Annotated in this window: 22 protein-coding genes; all 22 read right to left on the bottom strand. The window is 41.7% G+C overall.

The genetic code is table 11. The features are described 5' to 3' along the window. The 22 genes from hslV to rnc all read right to left on the bottom strand — a co-directional run bounded on the left by hslV (position 1) and on the right by rnc (position 22339). On the bottom strand, positions 1–546 hold the full coding sequence (hslV, locus tag MHH65_RS07830) for an ATP-dependent protease subunit HslV (protein WP_034281773.1): 546 nt from the start codon (positions 544–546) through the stop codon (positions 1–3). Positions 547–560: 14 nt separating this feature from the next. Beyond that, a complete protein-coding gene (xerC, locus tag MHH65_RS07825) occupies positions 561–1478 on the bottom strand; it encodes a tyrosine recombinase XerC (protein WP_034281771.1) in 918 nt (305 codons plus the stop codon). A gap of 62 nt (positions 1479–1540) precedes the next feature. Continuing rightward, positions 1541–2845: an FADH(2)-oxidizing methylenetetrahydrofolate--tRNA-(uracil(54)-C(5))-methyltransferase TrmFO gene (gene trmFO / locus MHH65_RS07820; protein WP_024424183.1), complete on the bottom strand. Its 1305-nt coding sequence runs from the start codon at positions 2843–2845 to the stop codon at positions 1541–1543. 70 nt (positions 2846–2915) lie between these two features. Continuing rightward, positions 2916–4991, bottom strand: a complete 2076-nt coding sequence (gene topA, locus MHH65_RS07815) for a type I DNA topoisomerase (RefSeq protein WP_034281770.1) — start codon at positions 4989–4991, stop codon at positions 2916–2918. Positions 4992–5184: 193 nt separating this feature from the next. Continuing rightward, on the bottom strand, positions 5185–6087 hold the full coding sequence (gene dprA / locus MHH65_RS07810) for a DNA-processing protein DprA (protein ID WP_034281769.1): 903 nt from the start codon (positions 6085–6087) through the stop codon (positions 5185–5187). Positions 6088–6150: 63 nt separating this feature from the next. Continuing rightward, complete coding sequence (sucD, locus tag MHH65_RS07805) at positions 6151–7053, bottom strand: succinate--CoA ligase subunit alpha (protein ID WP_007499624.1); 903 nt, start codon at positions 7051–7053, stop codon at positions 6151–6153. A 22-nt stretch (positions 7054–7075) separates the two neighbouring features. Next, the gene (gene sucC, locus MHH65_RS07800) at positions 7076–8236 is read right to left on the bottom strand and encodes an ADP-forming succinate--CoA ligase subunit beta (RefSeq protein WP_024426972.1); all 1161 of its coding nucleotides are present in this window, start codon (positions 8234–8236) and stop codon (positions 7076–7078) included. 176 nt (positions 8237–8412) lie between these two features. Continuing rightward, complete coding sequence (locus MHH65_RS07795; protein WP_003211418.1) at positions 8413–8688, bottom strand: FlhB-like flagellar biosynthesis protein; 276 nt, start codon at positions 8686–8688, stop codon at positions 8413–8415. Next, the gene (locus MHH65_RS07790; RefSeq protein WP_268414374.1) at positions 8685–10424 is read right to left on the bottom strand and encodes a glycosyltransferase; all 1740 of its coding nucleotides are present in this window, start codon (positions 10422–10424) and stop codon (positions 8685–8687) included. The genes MHH65_RS07795 and MHH65_RS07790 overlap by 4 nt, the downstream gene beginning before the upstream one ends. Before the next feature lie 26 nt (positions 10425–10450). Then, complete coding sequence (locus MHH65_RS07785; RefSeq protein ID WP_098676872.1) at positions 10451–11215, bottom strand: ribonuclease HII; 765 nt, start codon at positions 11213–11215, stop codon at positions 10451–10453. 76 nt (positions 11216–11291) lie between these two features. Next, positions 11292–12140, bottom strand: coding sequence for a ribosome biogenesis GTPase YlqF (gene ylqF, locus MHH65_RS07780; protein ID WP_024424188.1), 849 nt, complete (start codon positions 12138–12140; stop codon positions 11292–11294). Between the two features lie 89 nt (positions 12141–12229). Then, entirely contained in the window at positions 12230–12577 is a 348-nt protein-coding gene (gene rplS / locus MHH65_RS07775; protein WP_008354510.1) for a 50S ribosomal protein L19, read from the bottom strand. A gap of 137 nt (positions 12578–12714) precedes the next feature. Then, positions 12715–13449 (bottom strand): tRNA (guanosine(37)-N1)-methyltransferase TrmD, encoded by a 735-nt coding sequence (gene trmD / locus MHH65_RS07770; RefSeq protein ID WP_024424189.1) that lies wholly within the window; start codon positions 13447–13449, stop codon positions 12715–12717. Then, positions 13446–13970, bottom strand: a complete 525-nt coding sequence (gene rimM / locus MHH65_RS07765; protein WP_024424190.1) for a ribosome maturation factor RimM — start codon at positions 13968–13970, stop codon at positions 13446–13448. Before rimM ends, trmD begins: the two co-directional genes overlap by 4 nt. 8 nt (positions 13971–13978) lie before the next feature. Then, positions 13979–14365: a YlqD family protein gene (locus MHH65_RS07760; RefSeq protein ID WP_024424191.1), complete on the bottom strand. Its 387-nt coding sequence runs from the start codon at positions 14363–14365 to the stop codon at positions 13979–13981. Between the two features lie 103 nt (positions 14366–14468). After that, complete coding sequence (locus MHH65_RS07755; RefSeq protein WP_024424192.1) at positions 14469–14714, bottom strand: KH domain-containing protein; 246 nt, start codon at positions 14712–14714, stop codon at positions 14469–14471. Then, positions 14714–14986 carry a 30S ribosomal protein S16 gene (gene rpsP, locus MHH65_RS07750; RefSeq protein ID WP_008344841.1) on the bottom strand — a complete coding sequence of 91 codons (273 nt, stop codon included), beginning with the start codon at positions 14984–14986 and terminating at the stop codon, positions 14714–14716. Before rpsP ends, MHH65_RS07755 begins: the two co-directional genes overlap by 1 nt. A 105-nt stretch (positions 14987–15091) precedes the next feature. Then, positions 15092–16432, bottom strand: a complete 1341-nt coding sequence (ffh, locus tag MHH65_RS07745; RefSeq protein WP_041117374.1) for a signal recognition particle protein — start codon at positions 16430–16432, stop codon at positions 15092–15094. Between the two features lie 13 nt (positions 16433–16445). Next, entirely contained in the window at positions 16446–16778 is a 333-nt protein-coding gene (locus MHH65_RS07740; RefSeq protein WP_012009935.1) for a putative DNA-binding protein, read from the bottom strand. A gap of 143 nt (positions 16779–16921) precedes the next feature. After that, complete coding sequence (ftsY, locus tag MHH65_RS07735; RefSeq protein ID WP_024424194.1) at positions 16922–17908, bottom strand: signal recognition particle-docking protein FtsY; 987 nt, start codon at positions 17906–17908, stop codon at positions 16922–16924. Positions 17909–17929: 21 nt separating this feature from the next. After that, on the bottom strand, positions 17930–21490 hold the full coding sequence (gene smc, locus MHH65_RS07730; RefSeq protein ID WP_098676871.1) for a chromosome segregation protein SMC: 3561 nt from the start codon (positions 21488–21490) through the stop codon (positions 17930–17932). A gap of 105 nt (positions 21491–21595) precedes the next feature. Further along, on the bottom strand, positions 21596–22339 hold the full coding sequence (gene rnc / locus MHH65_RS07725; RefSeq protein WP_008344850.1) for a ribonuclease III: 744 nt from the start codon (positions 22337–22339) through the stop codon (positions 21596–21598). Positions 22340–22517: the final 178 nt, after the last annotated feature.

Raw genomic sequence — 22517 nt, 5'->3', positions numbered from 1 at the left:
CTATTCAAGCTCTTCTAAAGTGATTTGATCGTTCGTGTAGACACAGATTTCTCCGGCCGTTTCAAGAGCGGCCTTTGCAATTTCTCTCGCTGTGAGATGATCACCTGCATGGGTTTTGAGAGCTCTCCCGGCGCTAAGCGCATAGTTGCCGCCTGAGCCAATTGCCAAAATCCCATCATCTGGTTCAATGACCTCTCCAGTTCCAGAGACGAGCAAAATACTTTCTTTATTCATGACGATGAGCATAGCCTCAAGCTGCCTTAGCATCTTGTCACTTCGCCATTCCTTCGCTAGTTCTACGGCTGCCCGCTTTAAGTTACCACCATATTCTTCAAGCTTTGTTTCAAACTTTTCAAAGAGTGTAAAAGCATCTGCTACTGAACCTGCAAAACCTGCAAGCACCTTGCCTCCGAAAAGACGGCGCACTTTTTTTGCTGTGTGTTTCATCACGACAGCCTGCCCGAAAGTAACTTGACCGTCGCCAGCCATTGCACTTTTTCCTTTATGTTGAACGGCAAAGATGGTTGTTGCATGAAATGATGACATGAAAAAACCTCCTTTTAGGATCGTTTAAAAGCCCTTGGGTGATGAGACATGTACGTGTTTCTTAAAGAATCTTTTGATACATGCGTGTACACCTGTGTAGATGATAAATTTGAATGACCGAGAAGTTCTTGAACACTTCTCAAATCTGCTCCCTCGTTTAAGAGATGCGTGGCAAAGGTGTGCCTCAACATGTGAGGATGGATATGTAATGTACCTGACGCCTTTTTCATTAATTCAGTGAGAATGAATCGAACACCTCTGTCTGTAAGAGGCGTCCCGCGCTGATTCAAAAACACATGAGTATCAGCACGGTCTTTCCCCTTAGCTTTCAGCTTCTGCCTTCCATCCTCTAAATAAGTAATGAGCGCTTCATGAGCATATGACCCGAAAGGAACATACCGCTGTTTGCTGCCTTTCCCATGAACAAGCACTGTATCCATCGATAAATCAAGATCAGATTCTTTTAATGAACATAACTCACTGACCCTCATACCTGTTGCATAAAGAAGTTCTAAAATGGCTTGATTTCTTTGCCCAAGTGGTGTGCTGACATCAGAAACTGTAAAAAGCTCTTTTAGTTCCTCTTCATACAAAAATGAAGGAATCCGCTTATCCTGCTTTGGTAAGCTAACGAGTAAAAAAGGATTTTCTTTCACAAGCTGTTCTCTTAATAGAAATTTATAAAAGCTGCGAAGCGCAGAGACTTTCTTACTAATCGTTCTTCTTGTCAGGCCTTTTTCATAAGCTTCTGTTAAATAAATTCTCGTATCTTGATAGGATACCTCTTCAAAACCGTCTATTCCTTGAATGTTCATAAATCTGACAAACTCTTCAATGGCTTCTGTATATCCTGAGATCGTTAAAGCTGAATAGTTTTTTTCAATTTGCAGATATTCAATGAATAAGTGGACAAGACGCTGTTTATTCGTCATTTTTACACCTCTTTAAGGCTTTTAAATGGTATCACATATCTTGCTTTCCGTGCAATGTTTTACTACAGAGATTTCGAAATAGTTTGAATAGTTTCGATTGCACGCTTAGCGTACTCTGCATAACGTTCTTGTTTGTTTTTAATTCGAACTCCTAGATCTTTCAGCAAACCAAAATTCGCATTCATCGGCTGGAAGCTTTTCTTGTTTGTCGATGTGATGTAGTGAGCCATACTGCCAATCGCCGTTTCCTCCGGAAGTGTCACAAGCTCTTCTCCTTTGACAAAACGAGCGGCGTTAATACCTGCCACTAGTCCCGACGCTGCGGACTCGACATACCCTTCAACGCCTGTCATTTGTCCGGCAAAGAATAGATCATCTCTATTTTTAAACTGATAAGTCGGTCTTAAAAGGCTTGGCGAGTTAATAAATGTATTACGGTGCATCACGCCGTAACGGACAATCTCTGCTTCTTCAAGACCTGGAATCAAACGGAATACTTCCTTTTGATCGCCCCACTTCAGATGCGTCTGGAAGCCAACGATGTTATATAAAGTACCTGCTGCATCATCCTGTCTTAATTGAACAACAGCGTAAGGTCTTTTGCCTGTTTTCGGATCTTCAAGTCCTACTGGCTTCATCGGACCAAACAGCATCGTTTTCTTTCCTCTTTTCGCCATGACTTCAATTGGCATACAGCCTTCAAAGAAGATTTCTTTTTCAAATTCTTTTAATGGTACAGTTTCAGCAGAAATGAGCGCCTCATAAAAACGATCGAATTCTTCTTCTGTCATTGGACAGTTTAAATAAGCAGCTTCTCCTTTGTCATAGCGAGATTTCAAGTACACCTTATCCATATCAATGCTGTCTTTCTCTAGAATAGGTGCTGCTGCATCGTAGAAATAGAGATATTCTTCTCCTGTTAACGATTTTAATTCTTTGGAAAGTGCTTCAGATGTCAGCGGGCCAGTCGCGATAATTGTCGGACCTTCTGGAATGCTCTGCACCTCTTCTTGAAAGACAGTAACATTCGGATGATTTTTCACGCGGTCTGTCACGTTTGCTGCAAATTCATGACGGTCTACTGCAAGCGCGCCGCCAGCAGGAACTGAGCTTTCATCTGCTGCTGCGATGATGGCTGAATCTAAATGACGCATTTCTTCCTTTAATACACCTACTGCATTTGTCAAAGCATTCGCACGCAGTGAGTTGCTGCATACAAGCTCCGCAAATTTATCTGTGTGGTGAGCCGGCGTTTGTTTCACAGGTCTCATTTCATATAAATTGACTTTAATGCCTCGTTTAGCGATTTGCCATGCTGCTTCACTTCCAGCTAAACCGGCTCCGATCACATTTACAAATTGACTCATTGTACAACTCTCCTATTTCGTAAGGTCTGTTTGATGACATAAAAAAGCAGGTGAACAAGGCTGCTCACCGCTATTTTTGTTGTTCCTCTTTATAATCACAGTTCACACATTGAACTTGAACGCCTTTTTTCAGCTTTTTCTCTACAAGCATATTTTCGCATTTTGGACACTTTCTTTCAATTGGTTTGTCCCAAGAGACGAATTCACACTCTGGAAAACGATCACAGCCGTAAAAAATGCGGCGTTTCTTCGATTTTCGTTCAACAATGTTTCCTTCATGACAAGACGGGCATTTGACACCGATATCTTTGACAATTGGTTTTGTGTTACGGCAGTCAGGAAAGTTAGAGCAAGCCATGAACTTACCGTATCGACCCATTTTGTACACCATCGGATGTCCGCACTCTTCACAATCAACTCCGGCGTATTCCGGCTCAATCTCAACTTCTTGCATCTCTGCTTCAGCTTTTTCTACCCGTTTTGCAAAGTCTTGATAGAAGCTGTCGATAATACGAACCCATTCGATCGTACCTTCTTCAACGCTATCAAGTTCCTTTTCCATTTTCGCTGTAAATTCAACGTTAATGATTTCAGGGAAGAATTCAATGATTAAGTTGAGTACAATCTCTCCAAGCTCTGTCGGAGTAAATCGTTTATTATCAAGTGCGACATAGCCGCGCTTTTGAATCGTATCTAATGTTGGTGCATACGTAGATGGACGGCCTATACCGAGCTCTTCAAGTGTTTTGACCAATCTTGCCTCAGTGTAACGCGGAGGCGGCTGTGTGAAGTGCTGTTCAGGTTCGATATCTTTTGAAAGAACTGTATCTCCTTCTTTGAGATCAGGAAGCATTTTGTCCTTTTCCTCTAGCTGGTCGTCCTTTCCTTCCACATAAACCTTCATAAACCCAGGAAATTTCACTTTACTGCCATTCGCACGGAAAGTAAGACCGTTATGATCAAGATCCACACTCATTGTATCAAGAACAGCCGGCGCCATTTGGCTTGCCACGAATCGTTCCCAAATCAATTTATACAGACGAAGCTGATCGCGGCTTAGCACATGCTTGACATCTGCCGGTTTTCTTAACGTAGAAGTCGGGCGGATGGCTTCGTGAGCATCTTGTGCATTTTCATTCTTTTTGGCCGGTCGTTTTGTTGTGTTTAAGAAATTCTTGCCGTACGTCTGATCAATGAAAGCAGATACTTCTTCAATCGCCGTATTGGAAATACGTGTTGAGTCCGTTCTCATATATGTAATGAGACCGACTGTACCTTCTTTACCAAGATCAATTCCTTCATATAATTGCTGTGCAATCATCATTGTTTTTTTCGCACGGAAGTTTAATTTTCTTGCAGCTTCCTGCTGTAAAGTAGAAGTCGTAAACGGAACGGCTGGATTACGTTTCCGCTCTTTTTTCGTTACTTTCTCTACAGAGAATTTGCTTCCTTTTAATTTCGAAAGGATTTCTTTTACATCTTCTTTTGTTTTCAATGGATGTTTTTTACCATTGAGGCCAAAGAAACTCGCTTCGAAGCTTTCTTTTCCTTTAAGGAATGTACCGTCAATAGTCCAGTATTCTTCTGGTTTAAATTCATTAATTTCATTCTCGCGATCAATAATCAGGCGGAGTGCAACTGATTGAACACGTCCGGCACTTAAGCCCTTTTTCACTTTCTTCCATAAAATCGGACTGATTTTATACCCAACGAGACGATCTAAAATCCGTCTTGCCTGCTGCGCATCAACTAAGTCCATATTGATCATACGTGGATGCTTAAAGGAATCCTTAATCGCATCTTTTGTAATCTCGTTAAAAACAACGCGGCATTCAGAAGAGAGGTCAAGGTCAAGGCTGTGTGCTAAATGCCAAGCAATCGCTTCTCCCTCTCTATCGGGGTCAGCTGCGAGATAGACTTTTTTTGCTTTTTTCGCCGCTGTTTTTAATTCTTTTAAAACCGGGCCTTTCCCGCGAATCGTAATATATCTCGGTTCGAAGTCATGCTCAGTATCAACACCGAGCTGACTTTTCGGTAAATCCCTTACGTGCCCCATTGAAGCTTTTACTTTATACTTTTTTCCTAAATAACGCTCAATCGTTTTCGCCTTTGCTGGCGACTCAACGATGACTAAATAATCAGCCATACTCAAAATCCCCCTTAAGAGGTGTTCTCTCTTTATACATTTCACAATTCATATTTATGTTAATTGCACCTATCTAACAGGCAATCATTAAAAATTCTTTATGATGAACATCATTATAAACACGAAAAACAAAGTGTAAACTTAAATCCTCACTATTATTAAATATTCCGATGTCTTTTGTCAAACGATATTTTTATGTTGGTTCAGTATATTGAACGCTGCGGAAGGAGAATTCCTCTAAAATATCTTTTGTTGAATGAACAAGCTTTGCTCCCTGCTGAATGAGTCTTGCCGGACCTGTGGAATTAGGATCAAAGATGGATCCAGCAACTGCAAATACCTCTTTTCCTTGCTCAAGTGCTTGATAGGCTGTAATAAGAGAACCGCTCTTTTCTTTGCACTGTATCACGATGGTTCCTTTCGTCAGTGCACTAATTAAACGATTTCTCATTGGAAAATGCCACTTTTCTGGTTTGACATAAGGAGGATGCTCTGACAAAAGCAAATGATGCTCGCCCATGTATTGAGCCATTTGCTCATGCTCTTTTGGGTATAAATGCTGAAAACCGCCTGCTATAATGCCGATCGTTTTTCCTTTTTTTCTGATGCACTCTTTATGTGCCAGTCCATCGATTCCTTTAGCTAAACCACTGACAATCATCCAATCTTCCTTTACAAGCTCACCAACAATTTTCTTCACACATGCTTCTCCATAAGACGATGGAACTCGCGTGCCGACTACACCTAAACTTTTTTCTTCATTTAAATATGATACGTTTCCTTTTAGGAATAACACAGGGGGAGGATCATAAATATTTTTTAGTGTGCTGGGATATAAGGGTGATGTGATGGGAATCATGTGAATGTTTTGCTTTAAATAGGCTTGAACGATGTGTTGAAAAATGGGGAATTCATTTTCTTCAGCTTGTTTTAAGCGGGTAAAGTCGATCGTTTGTAACGCTCGATCCTGTTTAAAATGATGTGTTTCTTCATTTATATATAGCTCAGGATCGACTTTCCACCATTTTGTTAATAATGAGGGTGAGATGAGGCCTTTTAAGCGGTGAAAAATCATTCTTTCGGACACGTTGTACATACCATTCCTCCAGTTTAAGATAGAAAGAAGAAGACTTGCCAAAGAACAAGTCTTCTTGTGTCATTAATGCGTTTTACAAGCTTCGAAGAGATTCTTCTCTTTTAATACTTTAATCAACGTTTCTCCCATGACAGATGGTGTTTCTGCCACTTCAATTCCACATTCACGCATTGTTTTTACCTTTTCATCAGCTGTTCCTTTACCACCAGAAATAATGGCACCAGCATGTCCCATACGTTTTCCTGGAGGCGCCGTTTTACCGCCAATAAAGCCAACGACTGGCTTAGTCATATTTGCTTTTACCCATTCAGCTGCTTCTTCTTCAGCCGTACCGCCGATTTCACCGATCATAATCACAGCATGCGTTTCAGGATCTTCATTGAATGCTTTTAAAACATCAATAAAGTTTGTCCCATTTACCGGGTCTCCCCCGATTCCTACAGCTGTCGATTGTCCAACACCAGCTTCTGAAAGCTGATGTACCGCTTCATATGTAAGCGTTCCAGAACGAGAAACAACACCCACATGACCTTTTTTATGAATGTAGCCAGGCATGATACCAATTTTACATTCTTCAGGTGTGATGACACCTGGGCAGTTTGGCCCAACTAGTCTTGTCTTTTTCCCTTCCATATACCGTTTCACTTTGACCATGTCAAGCACTGGAATATGTTCAGTGATACAAATGACGAGATCGACTTCTGCGTCAACAGCCTCTAAAATGGCATCTGCCGCAAATGGTGCTGGTACATAGATAACAGAAGCGTTCGCTCCAGTAGTCTGCACTGCTTCAGATACAGTATTAAATACAGGAACTCCTTCTACTTCAGTTCCACCTTTTCCAGGTGTGACACCGCCAACGATATTTGTTCCGTACTCAATCATTTGTTTTGTATGGAACAATGCGGTTGAACCGGTAATCCCCTGAACAATTACTCTCGTATTTTTATTAATAAATACACTCATTTAGGTTCCCTGCCTTTCTGCTCTACTTGACTAAAGATACAATCTTTTCTGCCCCGTCAGCCATAGACTCAGCAGAAGTGATATTTAAGCCTGAATCACTCAGGATTTTCTTCCCTAATTCAACGTTTGTTCCTTCAAGACGTACAACAAGTGGTAATGTTAAGCCGACCTGTTTCGTCGCTTCAACAACACCTTCTGCAATCACATCACATTTCATGATGCCGCCAAAAATGTTCACGAAAATCCCTTTGACATTTTGATCAGATAAGATGATTTTAAATGCTTCCGTTACTTTTTCAGCTGTTGCACCGCCGCCAACATCTAGGAAGTTTGCAGGGTCCCCGCCGTAATGCTTGATGATATCCATTGTAGACATCGCAAGTCCTGCTCCATTGACCATACAGCCAATATTTCCATCTAAAGAAATGTAGCTTAAGTCATATTTAGATGCTTCAATTTCTTTTGGATCCTCTTCATCAAGGTCACGGTATTCTAATATATCTTTTTGTCTATATAAGGCATTGCTATCAAAGTTTAATTTTGCATCAAGTGCCATGACTTTTCCATCGCCTGTTACAACAAGTGGATTAATCTCAGCAATTGAACAATCTTTTTCAATAAACGCATTGTAAAGGCTTGTCATAAACTTAACAGCTTGGCCAACTAATTTTGTTGGAATATTAATTTTAAATGCTACTTCTCTCGCCTGATAGCCTTGCAGGCCAATCGCTGGGTCGATGACCACTTTGACGATTTTTTCTGGCGTTTTTTCTGCTACTTCTTCAATTTCAGTACCGCCTTCTTCAGATGCCATCAATACAATTCTTGATGTCGCTCTGTCCAAAACTAGTCCAACATAGTATTCCTTTTGAATATCGCAGCCTTCTTCAATAAGTAAGCGTTTTATTTCGCGCCCTTCAGGCCCTGTTTGATGTGTGACAAGTGTCTTGCCGAGCAATTCCTCTGCAAACCCTTTCACTTCATCTTTCGTTTTTGCAATTTTTACCCCGCCTGCTTTACCACGGCCGCCTGCATGAATCTGTGCTTTTACGACATATACAGAGCTCCCTAGCTCTTCTGATGCTTTCACTGCTTCATCAGGTGTAAATGCTACTTTACCATTTGGAACTGAAACCCCATATTTTCTTAGGATTTCTTTTCCTTGGTACTCATGGATATTCATTTCCCATCCTCCCAACATATGTAGAAACAAAAATTATAAAATAGACTGCGCTTTCATTTTAAAGAATAAAAAAGAGAATGTCTAGGGTTCTATGTAAAATCGTAAAATCCTTCTAAACATTCAAACTTTTATTTTATTAAAAATATAAATTTTTCAGCCAAATCACTTTTTTTACCTTATTTTTTCATTTTTTGATCTAATCTGTAGATAAACGAAAAAATTTCTGCTACAGTATCGTATAACGCTTCGGGGATCTCCTCATCTAATGTTAAATGTCGCATGAGTTCGACTAAATTACGGTCTTCCTGGATTGGGACTCCCGACTTTTTTGCTTCTTCAATAATATGATCTGCCACATAGCCGCTGCCTGTTGCAACGACTTTTGGCGCTTTTTGTTTTTCTTCATCGTAATGCAGAGCGACCGCTCTTCTAAGCGGTTTTGAATCCTTCATACTCGTAAGTCCAGCCCTTTCTCGCTGATTTTATGAAAGTGTTCATCTAGAAATTGAGACGGATCTACTGGCTCTTGTCTCTTTTTTGCTGTAATTCCCGTTAAACTGTATCCTAGAGCATTTAAATTCTCCCGAACAGCCGGAATCATCGGATTAATGGTTCCTTGCAGTTCATGGGCTGTCTCGACAGTAATAGACATGACCTTTTGCTGAATCGTACAGTCTATTAAGGTTTCTTCAAGGTTTTCCATGTTTAGATAAAACATCAGGCGGCACTGAGAAATATCAATAGAGCCATCTTTTTTCTTATGTCCCTTTAGTATAAAGGTTAAATCTTGAACACTATGTTTTGAGAAAAGAGGATAGGAAACCATCATTTGACTGACGGTTTGGTTCTCCTGCTGCACAAATAACTGCCCATTCAATCTATGAAATAATTGATCCACTTCTTTTTTAACGTGCTCTGGTAAATCCGCCTGTCTCACATCATTTAAGGTAAGCTTTAATTGGTGCAGCTCCTGACTTTTGACATCCTGGCTGCCTTTTTCAAGCAGTTTCAGCATACCAATTTCATCACGCACACCTATTGCCTTTTTCATCGTCATAAGTAAATCGAGCACATCGGTTTTATTGCTTAATGTTGGTTCAGTCTGCTGCACCACCTGAGCCAAAGCTATCGCCTCTCTTTTTGACAGGAAGGGAAACTCTTTTTGCAGTACAGCTGCTTTTGCGTCAGGCTGAGAGCCTGCCTGCTGGAGTCCTTGAAGCAATACTGTAAGCTGTTTTAAGTTAGGCTCTTGCTGCCCGTCTGCACCTTGTTTCATCAAGCTTGTCAGTATCCGCTCAATTTGCTGAAGCGGAATTTGCAGCGCTGTTGGACTTGTTGACTGCTGCTGCACGTTTGTCTGAAGAACTTGGGACGGCTGACGCTCTTGAACAATTGGGGCAAGACTATTTTCTTTTTGCTGAGACGGATTGAGCGGAGTCGTTATTGGTGAATTGCCGTCTTGCTTCGCCACGCCTTCTCTCGCTGCTAGAAGGACCGATAAGAGCTTTTCTGCATGGACGGCTGTCTCTGCATCTACAACTGACCGAACGGCTTGTATAAGGGTTTGTGTGGCATCTGTGTGCTTCGGAAGCTGTGTTAATTGATTTAATAGCGCTGTTATATCCTGGTGAAGGGCAGAGGATGATTTTACGGCTAAAATAGATTGAAGCACCCCTTGCTGGATCGGTAAATCTTTCTTTAAAGCAAAGAGAAGTGACTGGAGCCCTTTCTTCACATCAGCTCCTTGAAGCTGTTCGATCCACTTCACTGCCGTTTTTAACTCTCCTTCGTTGATGACCGGCTTTTCCTTTAAAAAAGCTGTAGCCGTCAGCATGTTTTCAATCCCATTTTTCAGTGAGAGACCTTCTAATAGTTTGGCTGCTGCATCCTTTAATGTCTTAGGATCTTGATCAAATTGCTGAACGGGTCTTAGTTTATTGAGGCTGCCTCCACCCTCTTGTTCAAATTGGAACCAATAAAACGCGTCTGCTTTAAGCTGAGCCGCCAGCTGTGCTTTTATTTTCGTTGAGCCTATTTGAACAAGGGCTGTATCATCTCCAAGCATTTTTAGTACCTTGCCGAGAATCAGCCGATGAACATTATCCTTCCCTTCGGTGTTTAATGGAACCGATTCGGCCGTATTCAGCCGGCTATTCAGTGCTGTATGTATGTCCTCAACTCTTGCCATCACAGGCAGCCTCCTTAGATTAAAATTTATGATATAACAGATTTCACCGGCGCAAACGATAAACGGTGGATTGGGGTAGCACCATGTGTTTGAATCGCAGCCAGGTGCTCTTTCGTTCCGTACCCTTTATGTTTTTCAAATTGATACTCAGGATATTTACGCCCGTACTCTTCCATCATCTGATCCCTTGTCACCTTCGCAATACATGCACCTGCTGCAATGGATGCACTTTTTGCATCTCCTTTGATGATATTCTCTTGGTGGGTAGAAAGCGGGAGTGTCATGGCATCTATGAGTAGATAATCAGGTGTATGAGTTAACTGCTCTACAGCTCTTACCATCGCCAGTCTTGATGCTTCATAAATATTGATTTCATCGATCGTAGCCGCATCAACAATGCCGATTCCGATATCAAGTGCTTCTTTTTGAATTAAATCATAATAAGCCAATCTTTTTTTCTCAGATAATTGCTTTGAGTCGTTTAAACCGAGCAGGACTGTCTCTTCCTTTAATATAACGGCTGCTGCCACAACTGGGCCGGCAAGCGGTCCTCTTCCTGCTTCATCTATTCCAGCAATACATGTGTATCCCTGCGCCTTTGCTTTGTTTTCAAATTGCAGCATGTCATGCCATGCTGCGTGAAGTGCTTGCTGCTTTTCTCTCTTTTTGTGCCAATTTTCTATTAGTTTTTGGACACTTTTTCTCGTATCATCTTTCACAAGCTCGCGAATGTATGACTCGTCGCCTGCATGCTTTTCTATTAGTTCTTTTATTTGTTTCACCGTGTACATAGGCTTTTTCGCAGCCTCCTTCTTTATATCGGCAGTTTTTCGCAAAAAATAAAGACCCGCATGAGCTGCGTGTCTTTTAGCTTTCAGGCTTCTCAAAAGTGAGGGGACCAAATTTTTCTGTTCGAATATCCCGAATAATGATTTCGGTGGTTTTGTCATAGTTAATGAATCCCCCGCTCATTAGACAGCCGCGCTTAGTGCCAATTGCATCAAACAGCTCAACCGTATCTTCAGGTATCTCCGCTAGGTCATAGCGTTTTTTTAATCGCTCTGGGTAATTCTCTTCTAGAAAACGAAGTGCATACACAGCGACATCCTGTAAGTTAATGATCGAATCTTTGATCGCTCCAGTCACCGCAAGCCTGAGTCCTACCTGCTCATCTTCAAACTTTGGCCAGAGGATTCCAGGGGTATCGAGCAGTTCTAGTTCTTTCCCTACCTTCACCCATTGCTGTGATGTCGTAATCCCAGGCCGGTCTCCTGTTTTGGCAATGTTCTTTTTTGCTAAACGATTGATTAAGGTCGATTTGCCGACGTTGGGAATCCCGATAATCAGTGCTCGAATGGCACGTGGTTTGACGCCTTTTGCTTTCATGCGGTCGAATTTTTCTTTTAAAATTTCTTTTGAAGTCGTGATGATCTGATTTAACCCTTGTCCATCGACAGAGTTAATGGCAAGTGACCGAACGCCTTGCTGCTCAAAATGCGCCTGCCACTCCTTTGTCATACGAGGATCTGCTTTATCTGCTTTGTTTAAGAGCATGATTTTGGGTTTGTTTTGAAGGATTTCTTCGATCATTGGGTTTCTAGAGGACATCGGAATTCTTGCATCGGTTAATTCAAATACGATGTCGATGAGCTTTAATTTTTCTGTGACTTCACGTCTTGCTTTTGCCATATGGCCTGGAAACCATTGAATCGTCATATGTGCACCTTCTTTCTTCTACCATTATCTTTATACATTGTACAAAAAAAGAGCCTGTTACAGGTAACAAGCTCTTTCCTTTGATATCATTATCGTCTGATTTCTTTGATACGAGCCGCTTTACCGCGAAGTTCACGTAGGTAGTAAAGTTTCGCACGACGTACCTTACCGTGACGTACAACTTCGATCTTAGCGATTTTTGGTGTGTGTACAGGGAATGTACGCTCAACGCCTACACCGTAAGAGATCTTACGAACTGTGAAAGTTTCGCTGATTCCACCACCACGACGCTTAATTACAACACCTTCAAAGATCTGGATACGCTCACGAGTACCCTCGACAACTTTAACGTGTACACGTAAAGTGTCACCAGGACGGAACGCAGGAAGATCAGTGCGTAATTGTTCTTTTGTGATTTCTTCAATCAAATGTTGCATCGTTTTCAACTCCTTCCAACAGATGCTCATGTCCTCTTTCTTCATTGCAGCGGAACATCGTTTTCAAACTTGGATCAGCAAGCCGTCCAAGTCACAAGTAGTATCATACCATACCTCTATGCCGTGTGCAATACAATCTAGTCATTATGAAGCTGCCAAAGCCATCTTTTTTCTTCATCCGTTAATGTTTTGCAAGAATCGATCAAATCTGGTCTTCTTGTATAGGTTCGCTTCAAGGATTCTTTGCGCCGCCACTCTTCAATTTTGGCATGATTTCCAGAGAGAAGCACGTCCGGCACTTTTAGTCCTTTATAATCAGCTGGCCTTGTATAGTGCGGGTGCTCAAGCAGACCTGTACTGAATGAATCTTCGATGTGAGACGCTTCTTTTCCAAGCACATGAGGCAAAAGCCTGACCACACTGTCTGCAATCATCATCGCTGGCAGCTCTCCGCCTGTGAGGACGAAATCTCCGATTGAGATCTCATCTGTGACAAGATGCTCCCTGATGCGCTCATCGTAGCCTTCATAGTGGCCGCAAATGAACATAAGATGCTCTTCTTTTGCAAGTTCTTCTGCTTTCTTTTGTGTATATCTTTCCCCTTGAGGACAGACAAGAATGATTCGGGGTTTCGTGCTTGCTTTTTTCGTTAAATCTTCTACCGCATCAAATACGGGCTGCGCTTTCAGTACCATACCAGCACCGCCGCCATACGGATAGTCATCCACTGTTTTATGCTTATGATCCGAATACTCTCTAAAATTGACGACTTGAAATGAGACAGCTTCTTTCTCCTGTGCTTTTTTTAAGATCGATGAGTGAAGCACACCTTCGAACATTTCAGGAAAAAGGGTTAAGAAATCGATTTTCATTCGTCAATAAGTCCTTCCATCACTTCAATGTGTACGGTTTTGGATGAGATATCGATCTTTTTGACGACAGATGGTATATATGGAATGAGGGCATCTTTTTTGCCTTTTCTTCCAACCACCCACACATCATTTGCCCCTGGCGTAAGGATTTCTTTGATTTGGCCGATCAGCTTGTCCTCTTCATCGTATACTTCACAGCCAATGATTTGGTGGAAATAAAATTCTCCTTCGTCTAATGACCCAAGATGTTCTTTTTCTACCTTTAAGATTGATTCTTTCAAATGCTCTGCTTCATTTAATGAGTTGATTTCTTCAAATGTGAGCAAATCAAACTGTTTGTGCTGGCGATGTGATGCGACAGTCACTTTCAGCGGCTCGCTTTGACCTTGCTTAAAAATATAGAGGACGCTTCCCTTTTTGTAGCGCTCTTCTGGGAAATCTGTCTTTGACACGACACGTACTTCTCCGCGCACTCCGTGTGTATTGACGATCTTTCCAACATTCAACCATTCTAGCTCCATGTTTTCAATCACCCCTGACGTATTTCCACAATGGTGCCGTCTTTCACGACGATGACATTATCTTGCATCTTGTCATCCCATTTATCACCTATTTTTACTTCAACCAGTGCATCCACTTCTGTTTCTTTCATTTCACTTCCAAGCGGCAAAATATGCAGCTGCTCTACTTGAAAATCAATTTGCCGGATCTTCTCTTGCCTTTTATCGATCGCTTTTTGAAATTGAGGGATGGCTTCTTGCTGATGTGGTTCTTTTTCATGTTTTTTTAATTGAAAATATAGTTGATTGCATTCACGTTCTAGTCTTTCTTTTTTCTCCAAAAAAGTCGTTAACAGTTTGTCCTTACTGCTTTCAGTTAATACTTGCATCACGGTGACATGTTGAATGATCTGCATCTTCCTTTTTGTCCCCCTATCCGAAGGCATTTGTCCTCTACAGTATAACGAAAAATAGATTTAAACGTGTAAAAAAAGGGGAGGTCCTAAGCCCTCTCCCTTTTTAGTCAGCAATCTCAAGTTGAACTTTCTTAGAAGACTCTGCACTTGCTGCAAAAATGACTGTTCGTATCGCTTTTGCTGTACGTCCCTGCTTTCCGATCACTTTTCCGGTATCTTCAGCATTGACAGACAGTGTGTAAATCACCTGCTCATCTTTTTCTAATGAAGATACGTGAATATCTTCAGGGAAATCAACAAGTGGCTCGACGATGGACACAATCAATTCTTCCAAGGACAGCTCATTCATTATTTGCTGTTTTTCGCATTATGAAATTTTTCAAGAATTCCTTGGCTTGAGAAAAGATTGCGAACTGTATCAGATGGTTTCGCACCATTTTGAAGCCATTTAAGCGCTAATTCTTCGTTGATTTTCACCTCAGCTGGTGATACCACTGGGTTGTAAGTTCCAACTGTTTCAATGAAACGACCGTCACGTGGTGAACGAGAATCTGCTACAACAATACGATAGAAAGGAGATTTTTTTGCTCCCATACGTTTTAAACGAATTTTTACTGCCATTTTACTAGCACCTCCGAAAATATTTCAACAAGATAGTATATTAACAATGATAAAAGGGTTTGTAAAGTGTTTTTTCTTAACAACGGTTTTATCATGTATAACCAATTACATAAATGGTAATTTAAAGCCCTTTTTCTTTCCTTTGGACATGTTGGTCATTTGCTTCATCATCTTTTTCATTTCATCAAATTGCTTTAAAAGGCGATTGACTTCCTGTACAGATGTTCCGCTTCCTTTTGCAATCCGTTTTCTTCGGCTTGCATTGATGACCTCTGGCTGTTCTTTTTCCTCGGTCGTCATTGATTTAATGATCGCTTCGATATGATTGAGCTGCTTTTCGTCTACTTGGACGTTTTTGAGCCCTTTCATTTTACCGGCTCCCGGCATCATTTGGATCAGTTCATCAAGTGGACCCATATTCCGAACTTGGCCAAGCTGCTCGAGGAAATCATCGAGCGTGAAGCTCATTGTCCGCATTTTTTGCTCAAGCTCTTTCGCTTTATCTTGGTCGACGTTTGCCTGTGCTTTTTCAATCAGCGTGAGCACATCTCCCATGCCAAGAATTCTTGATGCCATCCGCTCCGGATGGAATGGCTCAATCGCATCAAGCTTTTCTCCTAGCGCAGCGAATTTAATCGGCGTGTTGGTGACAGCTCGAATAGAAAGTGCTGCACCGCCTCTTGTATCACCGTCTAGTTTTGTTAGAACGACACCTGTTAAACCAAGCTGTTCATTAAAGCTTTTCGCGACATTGACCGCATCTTGACCTGTCATAGAGTCAACAACTAGGAAAATTTCTTCTGGATTTGCTACTTCTTTTACTTTCTGAAGTTCATCCATTAATTCTTCATCGATATGAAGACGTCCTGCTGTATCTAAAATGACATAATCATGGTGTTCTTCTTTCGCTTTTTCAATTGCCTGTTTGGCAATTTCGACAGGGCTGACTTGATCACCTAATGAAAACACCGGCATATCAAGCTGTTTCCCAAGCGTTTGAAGCTGCTGGATCGCTGCTGGTCGGTAAATATCAGCAGCTACCATCATCGGCTTGCGATTATGTTTTTTGCGAAGTAAATTGGCAAGCTTCCCTGTTGTGGTTGTTTTACCTGCCCCTTGAAGACCAACCATCATAATAACTGTTGGAGATTTTTTCGCTACAGCGATCTTACTCTCTTCTCCGCCCATTAATTCAGTGAGTTCTTCTTTTACAACTTTAATGACCTGCTGTCCAGGGGTAAGGCTTTTCATGACCTCTTGTCCAACTGCCCGCTCACTTACTTTTTTCACAAAGTCTTTGACTACTTTAAAATTGACGTCAGCTTCAAGAAGGGCAAGGCGTACCTCGCGCATCATTTCTTTTACATCTTGTTCTGACACTTTTCCTTTGCCGCGGATTTTTGAAATCGTCTGCTGCAGTCGGTCGGCTAATCCTTCAAATGCCATACTGTGCCGCCTCCTAATCTAATTTCTCAAGCGATTCAATTAAAGCTTCTGCTTCTTCTGTTTGCGCAGAATCAGCTACAAGCTCTCTCATTTTTTTGAGAAGTTCTTTACGCTCTTTAAATTTCTTAAACAAGAGCAGCTTTTCTTCATATTGTTCAAGCATCGCTTCAGTCCGTTTAATATTATCATAAACAGCCTGCCTTGATACTTCATATTCATCCGCAATTTCACCGAGGGAAAAATCGTCTAGGTAGTAAAGCGACATGTAGCTCTTTTGCTTTGCGGTCAACAACGATTGATAGAAGTCAAACAAGTAATTCATTCTCGTTGTTTTTTCAAGCGTCATGGGCTCTCTCCCCTTTGTTAAGTTCATTCCCTTTACATCAACTAAGTTTACACGGTTCTCTTCTGTGTGTCAAGTTTTTATCTTGTCACTTCATGAAGCTACGCATAAATAAAAATGCCAGCAGATTTGCCGGCATTTTTTTGTTAGTCTTGTTGATCAATTACGTCTGAGAATAATCCATACACATACGATTCTGCATCAAACTCTTGCAGATCGTCCACCTTTTCACCTAAACCGACAAGCTTCACGGGAATGTTCAGCTCATTTCGAATCGCAAGAACAATTCCGCCTTTTGCAGTACCGTCAAGCTTTGTTAAAGCAATCCCTGTCACATTTGTCGCTTTAGAAAATTCCTTAGCTTGTGCCATTGCGTTTTGACCCGTTGTCGCATCAAGAGCGAGCAATACTTCATGAGGTGCATCTGGAACCTCGCGTTCAATGACTCTCTTGACCTTCTCCAGCTCTTTCATCAAGTTGACTTTGTTTTGAAGTCTTCCTGCTGTATCGCAGATGAGGACATCCGCATTTTTCGCTTTTGCTGATTGAACGGCATCATAGATCACCGCTGCTGGATCAGAGCCTGCCGTTTGTTTGACGACAGGAACACCTGAACGTTCTCCCCACACTTCAAGCTGCTCGATGGCACCGGCACGGAACGTATCACCTGCTGCTAAAATGACGGATTTCCCTTCATTTTTCAGCTTATTTGCAAGCTTGCCGATAGTCGTTGTTTTCCCAACACCGTTGACGCCTACAAATAAAATGATATTCAAACGCCCGTCTTCAATGTTCAGCGCAGAGATTTGTTCCTCTCCGCTATTGTAGATATCAACCAGTTTTTCAGAAATGACCGCTTGTACTTCGCTTGGGTCTTGAATGTTTCTTAATTTCACTTCTTTTTTCAGCTCATCAATCAGTTCCATCACAGTTGTGAAACCGACATCAGCGCCGATCAGAACCTCTTCCAGCTCTTCAAAAAAGTCTTCGTCGACTTTGCGGTAGCGGGAAATCAGTTCATTTACTTTTCCTTGGAAGGAGTTTCTCGTTTTTTCGAGTCCATCTTTAAACTTTTCTGATACTGAATCGGTTTGCTGCGTAAATTTTTCTTTTAATTTCTTAAAAAAGCTCATTGGTTCAAAAACCTCCTTTAATTACTGGACAAGCTCTTTCGTTTCTTCTAGTTTGACAGATACAAGCTTAGAAACACCTGATTCCTGCATCGTCACGCCGTAGAGCACATCGGCTTCTTCCATTGTTCCCTTGCGGTGCGTAATGACAATGAACTGTGTTTCCTGGCTGTATTTCTTTAAATATTGCGCAAAACGGAAAACATTTGCTTCATCAAGCGCCGCTTCTACCTCATCTAACACGCAGAATGGAACAGGTCTCACTTTTAAGATAGAGAATAGTAAAGCGATCGCTGTTAAGGCTCTCTCTCCGCCTGAAAGAAGGCTTAAGTTTTGCAGTTTTTTCCCTGGCGGCTGCGCGACAATATCAACGCCAGAGTTGAGTAAATCATTTGGATCTGTCAGCTTAAGATCTGCTCTTCCGCCGCCAAATAATGCTTGGAAAACAGATTCAAAGTGACCGCGGATTTGAGAGAATGTCTCAGAGAAACGCTTTGTCATCTCTTGATCCATTTCTTCGATGACTTGGAATAATGTATTTTTCGCTTCTGTCAGATCATTTCGCTGTTCTGTTAAGAAGAGATAGCGTTCATTCACACGTTCATACTCGTCAATGCTGCCTAAGTTTACTGTTCCAAGCTCTTCAATGGCTAGTTTGATCAGCTTCACTCGTTTTCTTGCTTCATCTGGCGATAACGTCAACTGATACATCTCTTTTGCTCCTTCAAATGAAAGAGCATATTCATCGTTCAAATAAGCGATCAGGTTATCGAGCTCGACTTCCATACGGCCAAGCTTAATTTCTTCATCTTTTAAGCTTGTGGTGAGCTGCTTATACAAACGTTTTTGTTCTTTAAGCTCACGTTCAGCAAATTCTAATGTTTCAGAAAGAGCGAGACGCTGCTTACGGCGCTCTGAAATGAGGGCGGTTGTTTTGTTTTTGTTTTCCAGCTTCTCTTTCGCCGCTTCTTCCAGTTGTTCGGCTCCGCTTGAACTAGATGACATTTCACTTGTTAAGAGTGACAGATCTTCTTTTGTTTCCATCAGCGTCTGTTCAGCTTCTTCTAATTCAGCCATTAAGCTCGAAAGCTTTTCTTGTTCATTCGCTAAGGACTGCTCTTTTTTGGCAAGCGAGATTTTCAGCTCAGTTAATTCAGCAGAAATGGTTTCTTTCGTTGAGCTTTGCGTCTGCTTACGCTTTGTTAATGTATTGATCTCTTGATCAAGAGCCGTCAATTTTTCACCTATAGAGGCTTCTAGAGCGACCTGCTTTTTGTCCTTATCCGCGAGTTCAGTAGAACGCTGCTGCAACTCTTCTTTTTCTTGATCATAGAGCTCAAGATGAGCATTGATATTTTTTTCTGCAACTTGCAGTTCGTATAGCTTTCCTTTGAGATCTTGCTGCTTTTCACGAAGCGTTTCGCCGCGCTGACGCAGTTCGTTTAATTGGCTTTCGTTTACTCCGATTAGTTGCTTCGTTTCTTTTGTTTCTTTTTCAAGGATCGTTGTTTTCTCTTCCATTTCAACGAGCTGCTTTGTTAACGTTTCGATCTCCCGGTTTCTTGAAAGAAGAGAGTTGTTCTTTTTCTTTACGCCGCCACCAGTCATTGAACCGCCGGGGTTTACGACATCTCCATCAAGGGTCACAATGCGGTAACGATGTCCAAGCATTTTCGCCAGTTCATTGGCGCCTTTTAAGTCTCTAACGATCAGCACAGTTCCAAGCAAGTTCTGAATCACCTTTTGATACTTTTCGTCAAAGGAAACGAGGTGACTCGCTACACCGATAAATGCAGCATGCTGCTCTGCTGTTTGAACATCTCTGAGCTGAATGGTTCTTTCTTTGATCACGTTCATTGGCAGGAAGGTTGCACGTCCAAAGGAGTGCTGCTTTAAGTATCCAATCGCTTGTCTCGCAGCTGCTTCATTTTCTGTAACGACGTGCTGCGTGGCTGCACCCAGCGCAATTTCAATCGCTGTCTCATACTGCTGATCCGTTTGAATCAGCTCTGCAATGGCACCATGAATACCGCCTAACCGCTCTTTTGCCTTTAAGACCTCTTTCACTCCTTGGAAAAAGCCTGAGAAGTCTTCCTGCATGGATTCAAGCATTTCTTTTTTGGATTTTGCCTGCTGTACGTATTGATAGGCTTGGTAAAGAGCCGTTTCTTTTTTCTCGTATTGACGCTTTATTTGCTCAAGCTTTTGTTCTGCTTCTCTAAAGCGTTTGACTTGAGCCAGAATGTCTTCTTCCAGTGCTGAAAGTTGCTGCTCAGCTTCTGTTTTCTTTTCTTTGACAGACACTCGTTCTTCAATATGTTTTTGGTTATTTTGCGTCAGCCGCTCTAGCTGCATCGCCGCCTGGCGCTGCTGTTCTTCTAGTAATTTACGTTCATTTCGAATGGAAGCCTGTTCATTGAGCAGATCAAAATAATCACTTTTCAGCTGTTCAATTTGCCCTTCCACATCTTCACTATGAAGCGACAGTTGATGCTGCTTTGTTTTCACTTCATCTTTTAGCTGGTGCACTTCTTTTTGCAGGCTGTCCCGCGTGATTTTCTGTTGCTCAATCTTTTCGGTTAACAGCGACTGCTTTTCAGTTAAGCGAACGAGCGTTTCTTCAAGCTGTCCTTGGTTTGCGGCCGCATTTTTTTTCCGTTCTTTTAGCACTTCTTTTTTTCCTTCAAGCTTTTCTAATTCTTCACTTGTGAAAAGAAGGACTTCTTGCAGGTCATTAATTGATTCGTCAAGCGCTTGAATGCGGTCTCTCGACTCTTCAATTTTGGCTTCTTTTGCTTGGATATCTGTAGACTGCTTCATTTCATCTTGTTTGAAGCGCTCGACTGCTTCACCAAGTGTTGTCCATTTTTCATGAAGTGCTTCGATGTCATGGACAGTTAGGGCAATTTCGACATTTTCAAGCTCTTCTTTTTTTTGCAAATAGTCCTTTGCAATGGATGCTTGCATTCTTAATGGTTCTACTTGATCTTCTAGTTCATGCAGAATATCTTCTACTCGGTTTAAGTTGTCCTGCGTTTCAAACAGTTTGTTTTCGGCTTTTTTCTTTCTTGTTTTATATTTTAAAACGCCAGCCGCTTCTTCAAAAATACTTCTTCTCTCTTCTGCCTTGCTTGATAGAATTTCCTCTACCTTTCCTTGGCTGATGATTGAAAAAGCTTCCTTTCCAAGACCTGAATCCATGAAAAGATCAATAATATCCTTTAAGCGGACAGATTGATTGTTTATGAGAAATTCACTTTCGCCTGAACGATAAACCCTTCTTGTCACACTGACTTCATGAAAATCGATCGGTAAAAAGTGATCTTCGTTATCTAACGTTAAAGTCACCTCTGCTAGATTGACTCTTTTTCTTGAGTCACTTCCTGCAAAAATGATATCTTCCATTTTTCCTCCGCGGAGGCTTTTCGCTGATTGTTCTCCAAGTACCCAGCGGATGGCATCGGTAATATTACTTTTGCCGCTTCCGTTTGGTCCAACAACAGCTGTGACCCCTTTAACAAAGTCCACGGTCACTCGCTGTGCAAATGATTTGAATCCTATCACGTCTAGACGTTTGAGGAACATGAGAGTGATCCTCCTTATGTATTTAAAGTACTATCATCTTACCATATGAAGTGAAAAAAGATGATGGAAAACAGAGTGAAATCCCCCTGAATAACGAGGGGGATTTTATTGGTTCATATGATGTTTCTGCAATTTAGCAAGTGCTTCCTGTGCAGCGTGCTGTTCTGCTTCTTTTTTAGAGCGTCCATTTCCGATTCCGAGCACTTCACCTCGAAGGGATACATTTGCTTCAAATTCCCGGTTATGTGCAGGGCCTTTTTCATGCAGGATACGGTATTCAAGCACACCTTTTCCATCGCGCTGCACAAATTCTTGCAGCTGGCTTTTAAAGTCCATGACGTGCGAGAACGCTCCATCATTAATTTTCGGATAAACGTACGCTTCTAGGAACCTTTCAACCGGCTCAAGCCCTTGATCTAAATAAAGTGCACCGATAAACGCCTCGAATACGTCCGCTAAGAGTGCTGGGCGTTTTCTGCCGCCTGTCATTTCTTCGCCTTTTCCTAAAAGAACAAGGTCTCCGAAGGACAGCTCGTGTGCCAGTGATACAAGTGACGGTTCACATACGATCGCCGCTCTTAGTTTCGTTAAATCTCCCTCGCTCATCGCTGGATATTTTGCAAATAAGAATTGAGAGATGGTCAATTCTAAAACAGCATCTCCTAAAAATTCAAGTCTTTCATTGTCCTCGTATGGTTTTTTCCGGTGTTCATTCACATAAGAGGAATGGGTAAAGGCTTGATATAGAAGCTTTTCATTTTTAAAGTGTACAGAAATGCGCTGCTGGAATTCTCTAAATTGCTCTAGTTTTTTGCTCTGTTTCTGTTTGTCTTTATATTGTTTTGGCATAGCAACCTCCAGGTAGGCGTAATCGCCTTTAAGGATACTGATTATATGGAGTCTCTCTTTCTACATGCAGGGAAACAGTGCTCCCAGCATCTGAAAAAGGCTGACAATTGATCAGCTGAATGTGTTGAAACTAACATAAATTTTCAAAGTCCCGTCGAAAGTAGACGGGACTTTGTTA

The sequence above is a fragment of the Bacillus sp. FSL L8-0654 genome, from assembly GCF_038629965.1.
Lineage (GTDB): Bacteria > Bacillota > Bacilli > Bacillales > Bacillaceae > Bacillus > Bacillus safensis.
Note: the sequence above shows the minus strand (reverse complement) of the source record. Positions and strands in the feature narration are given on the sequence as shown.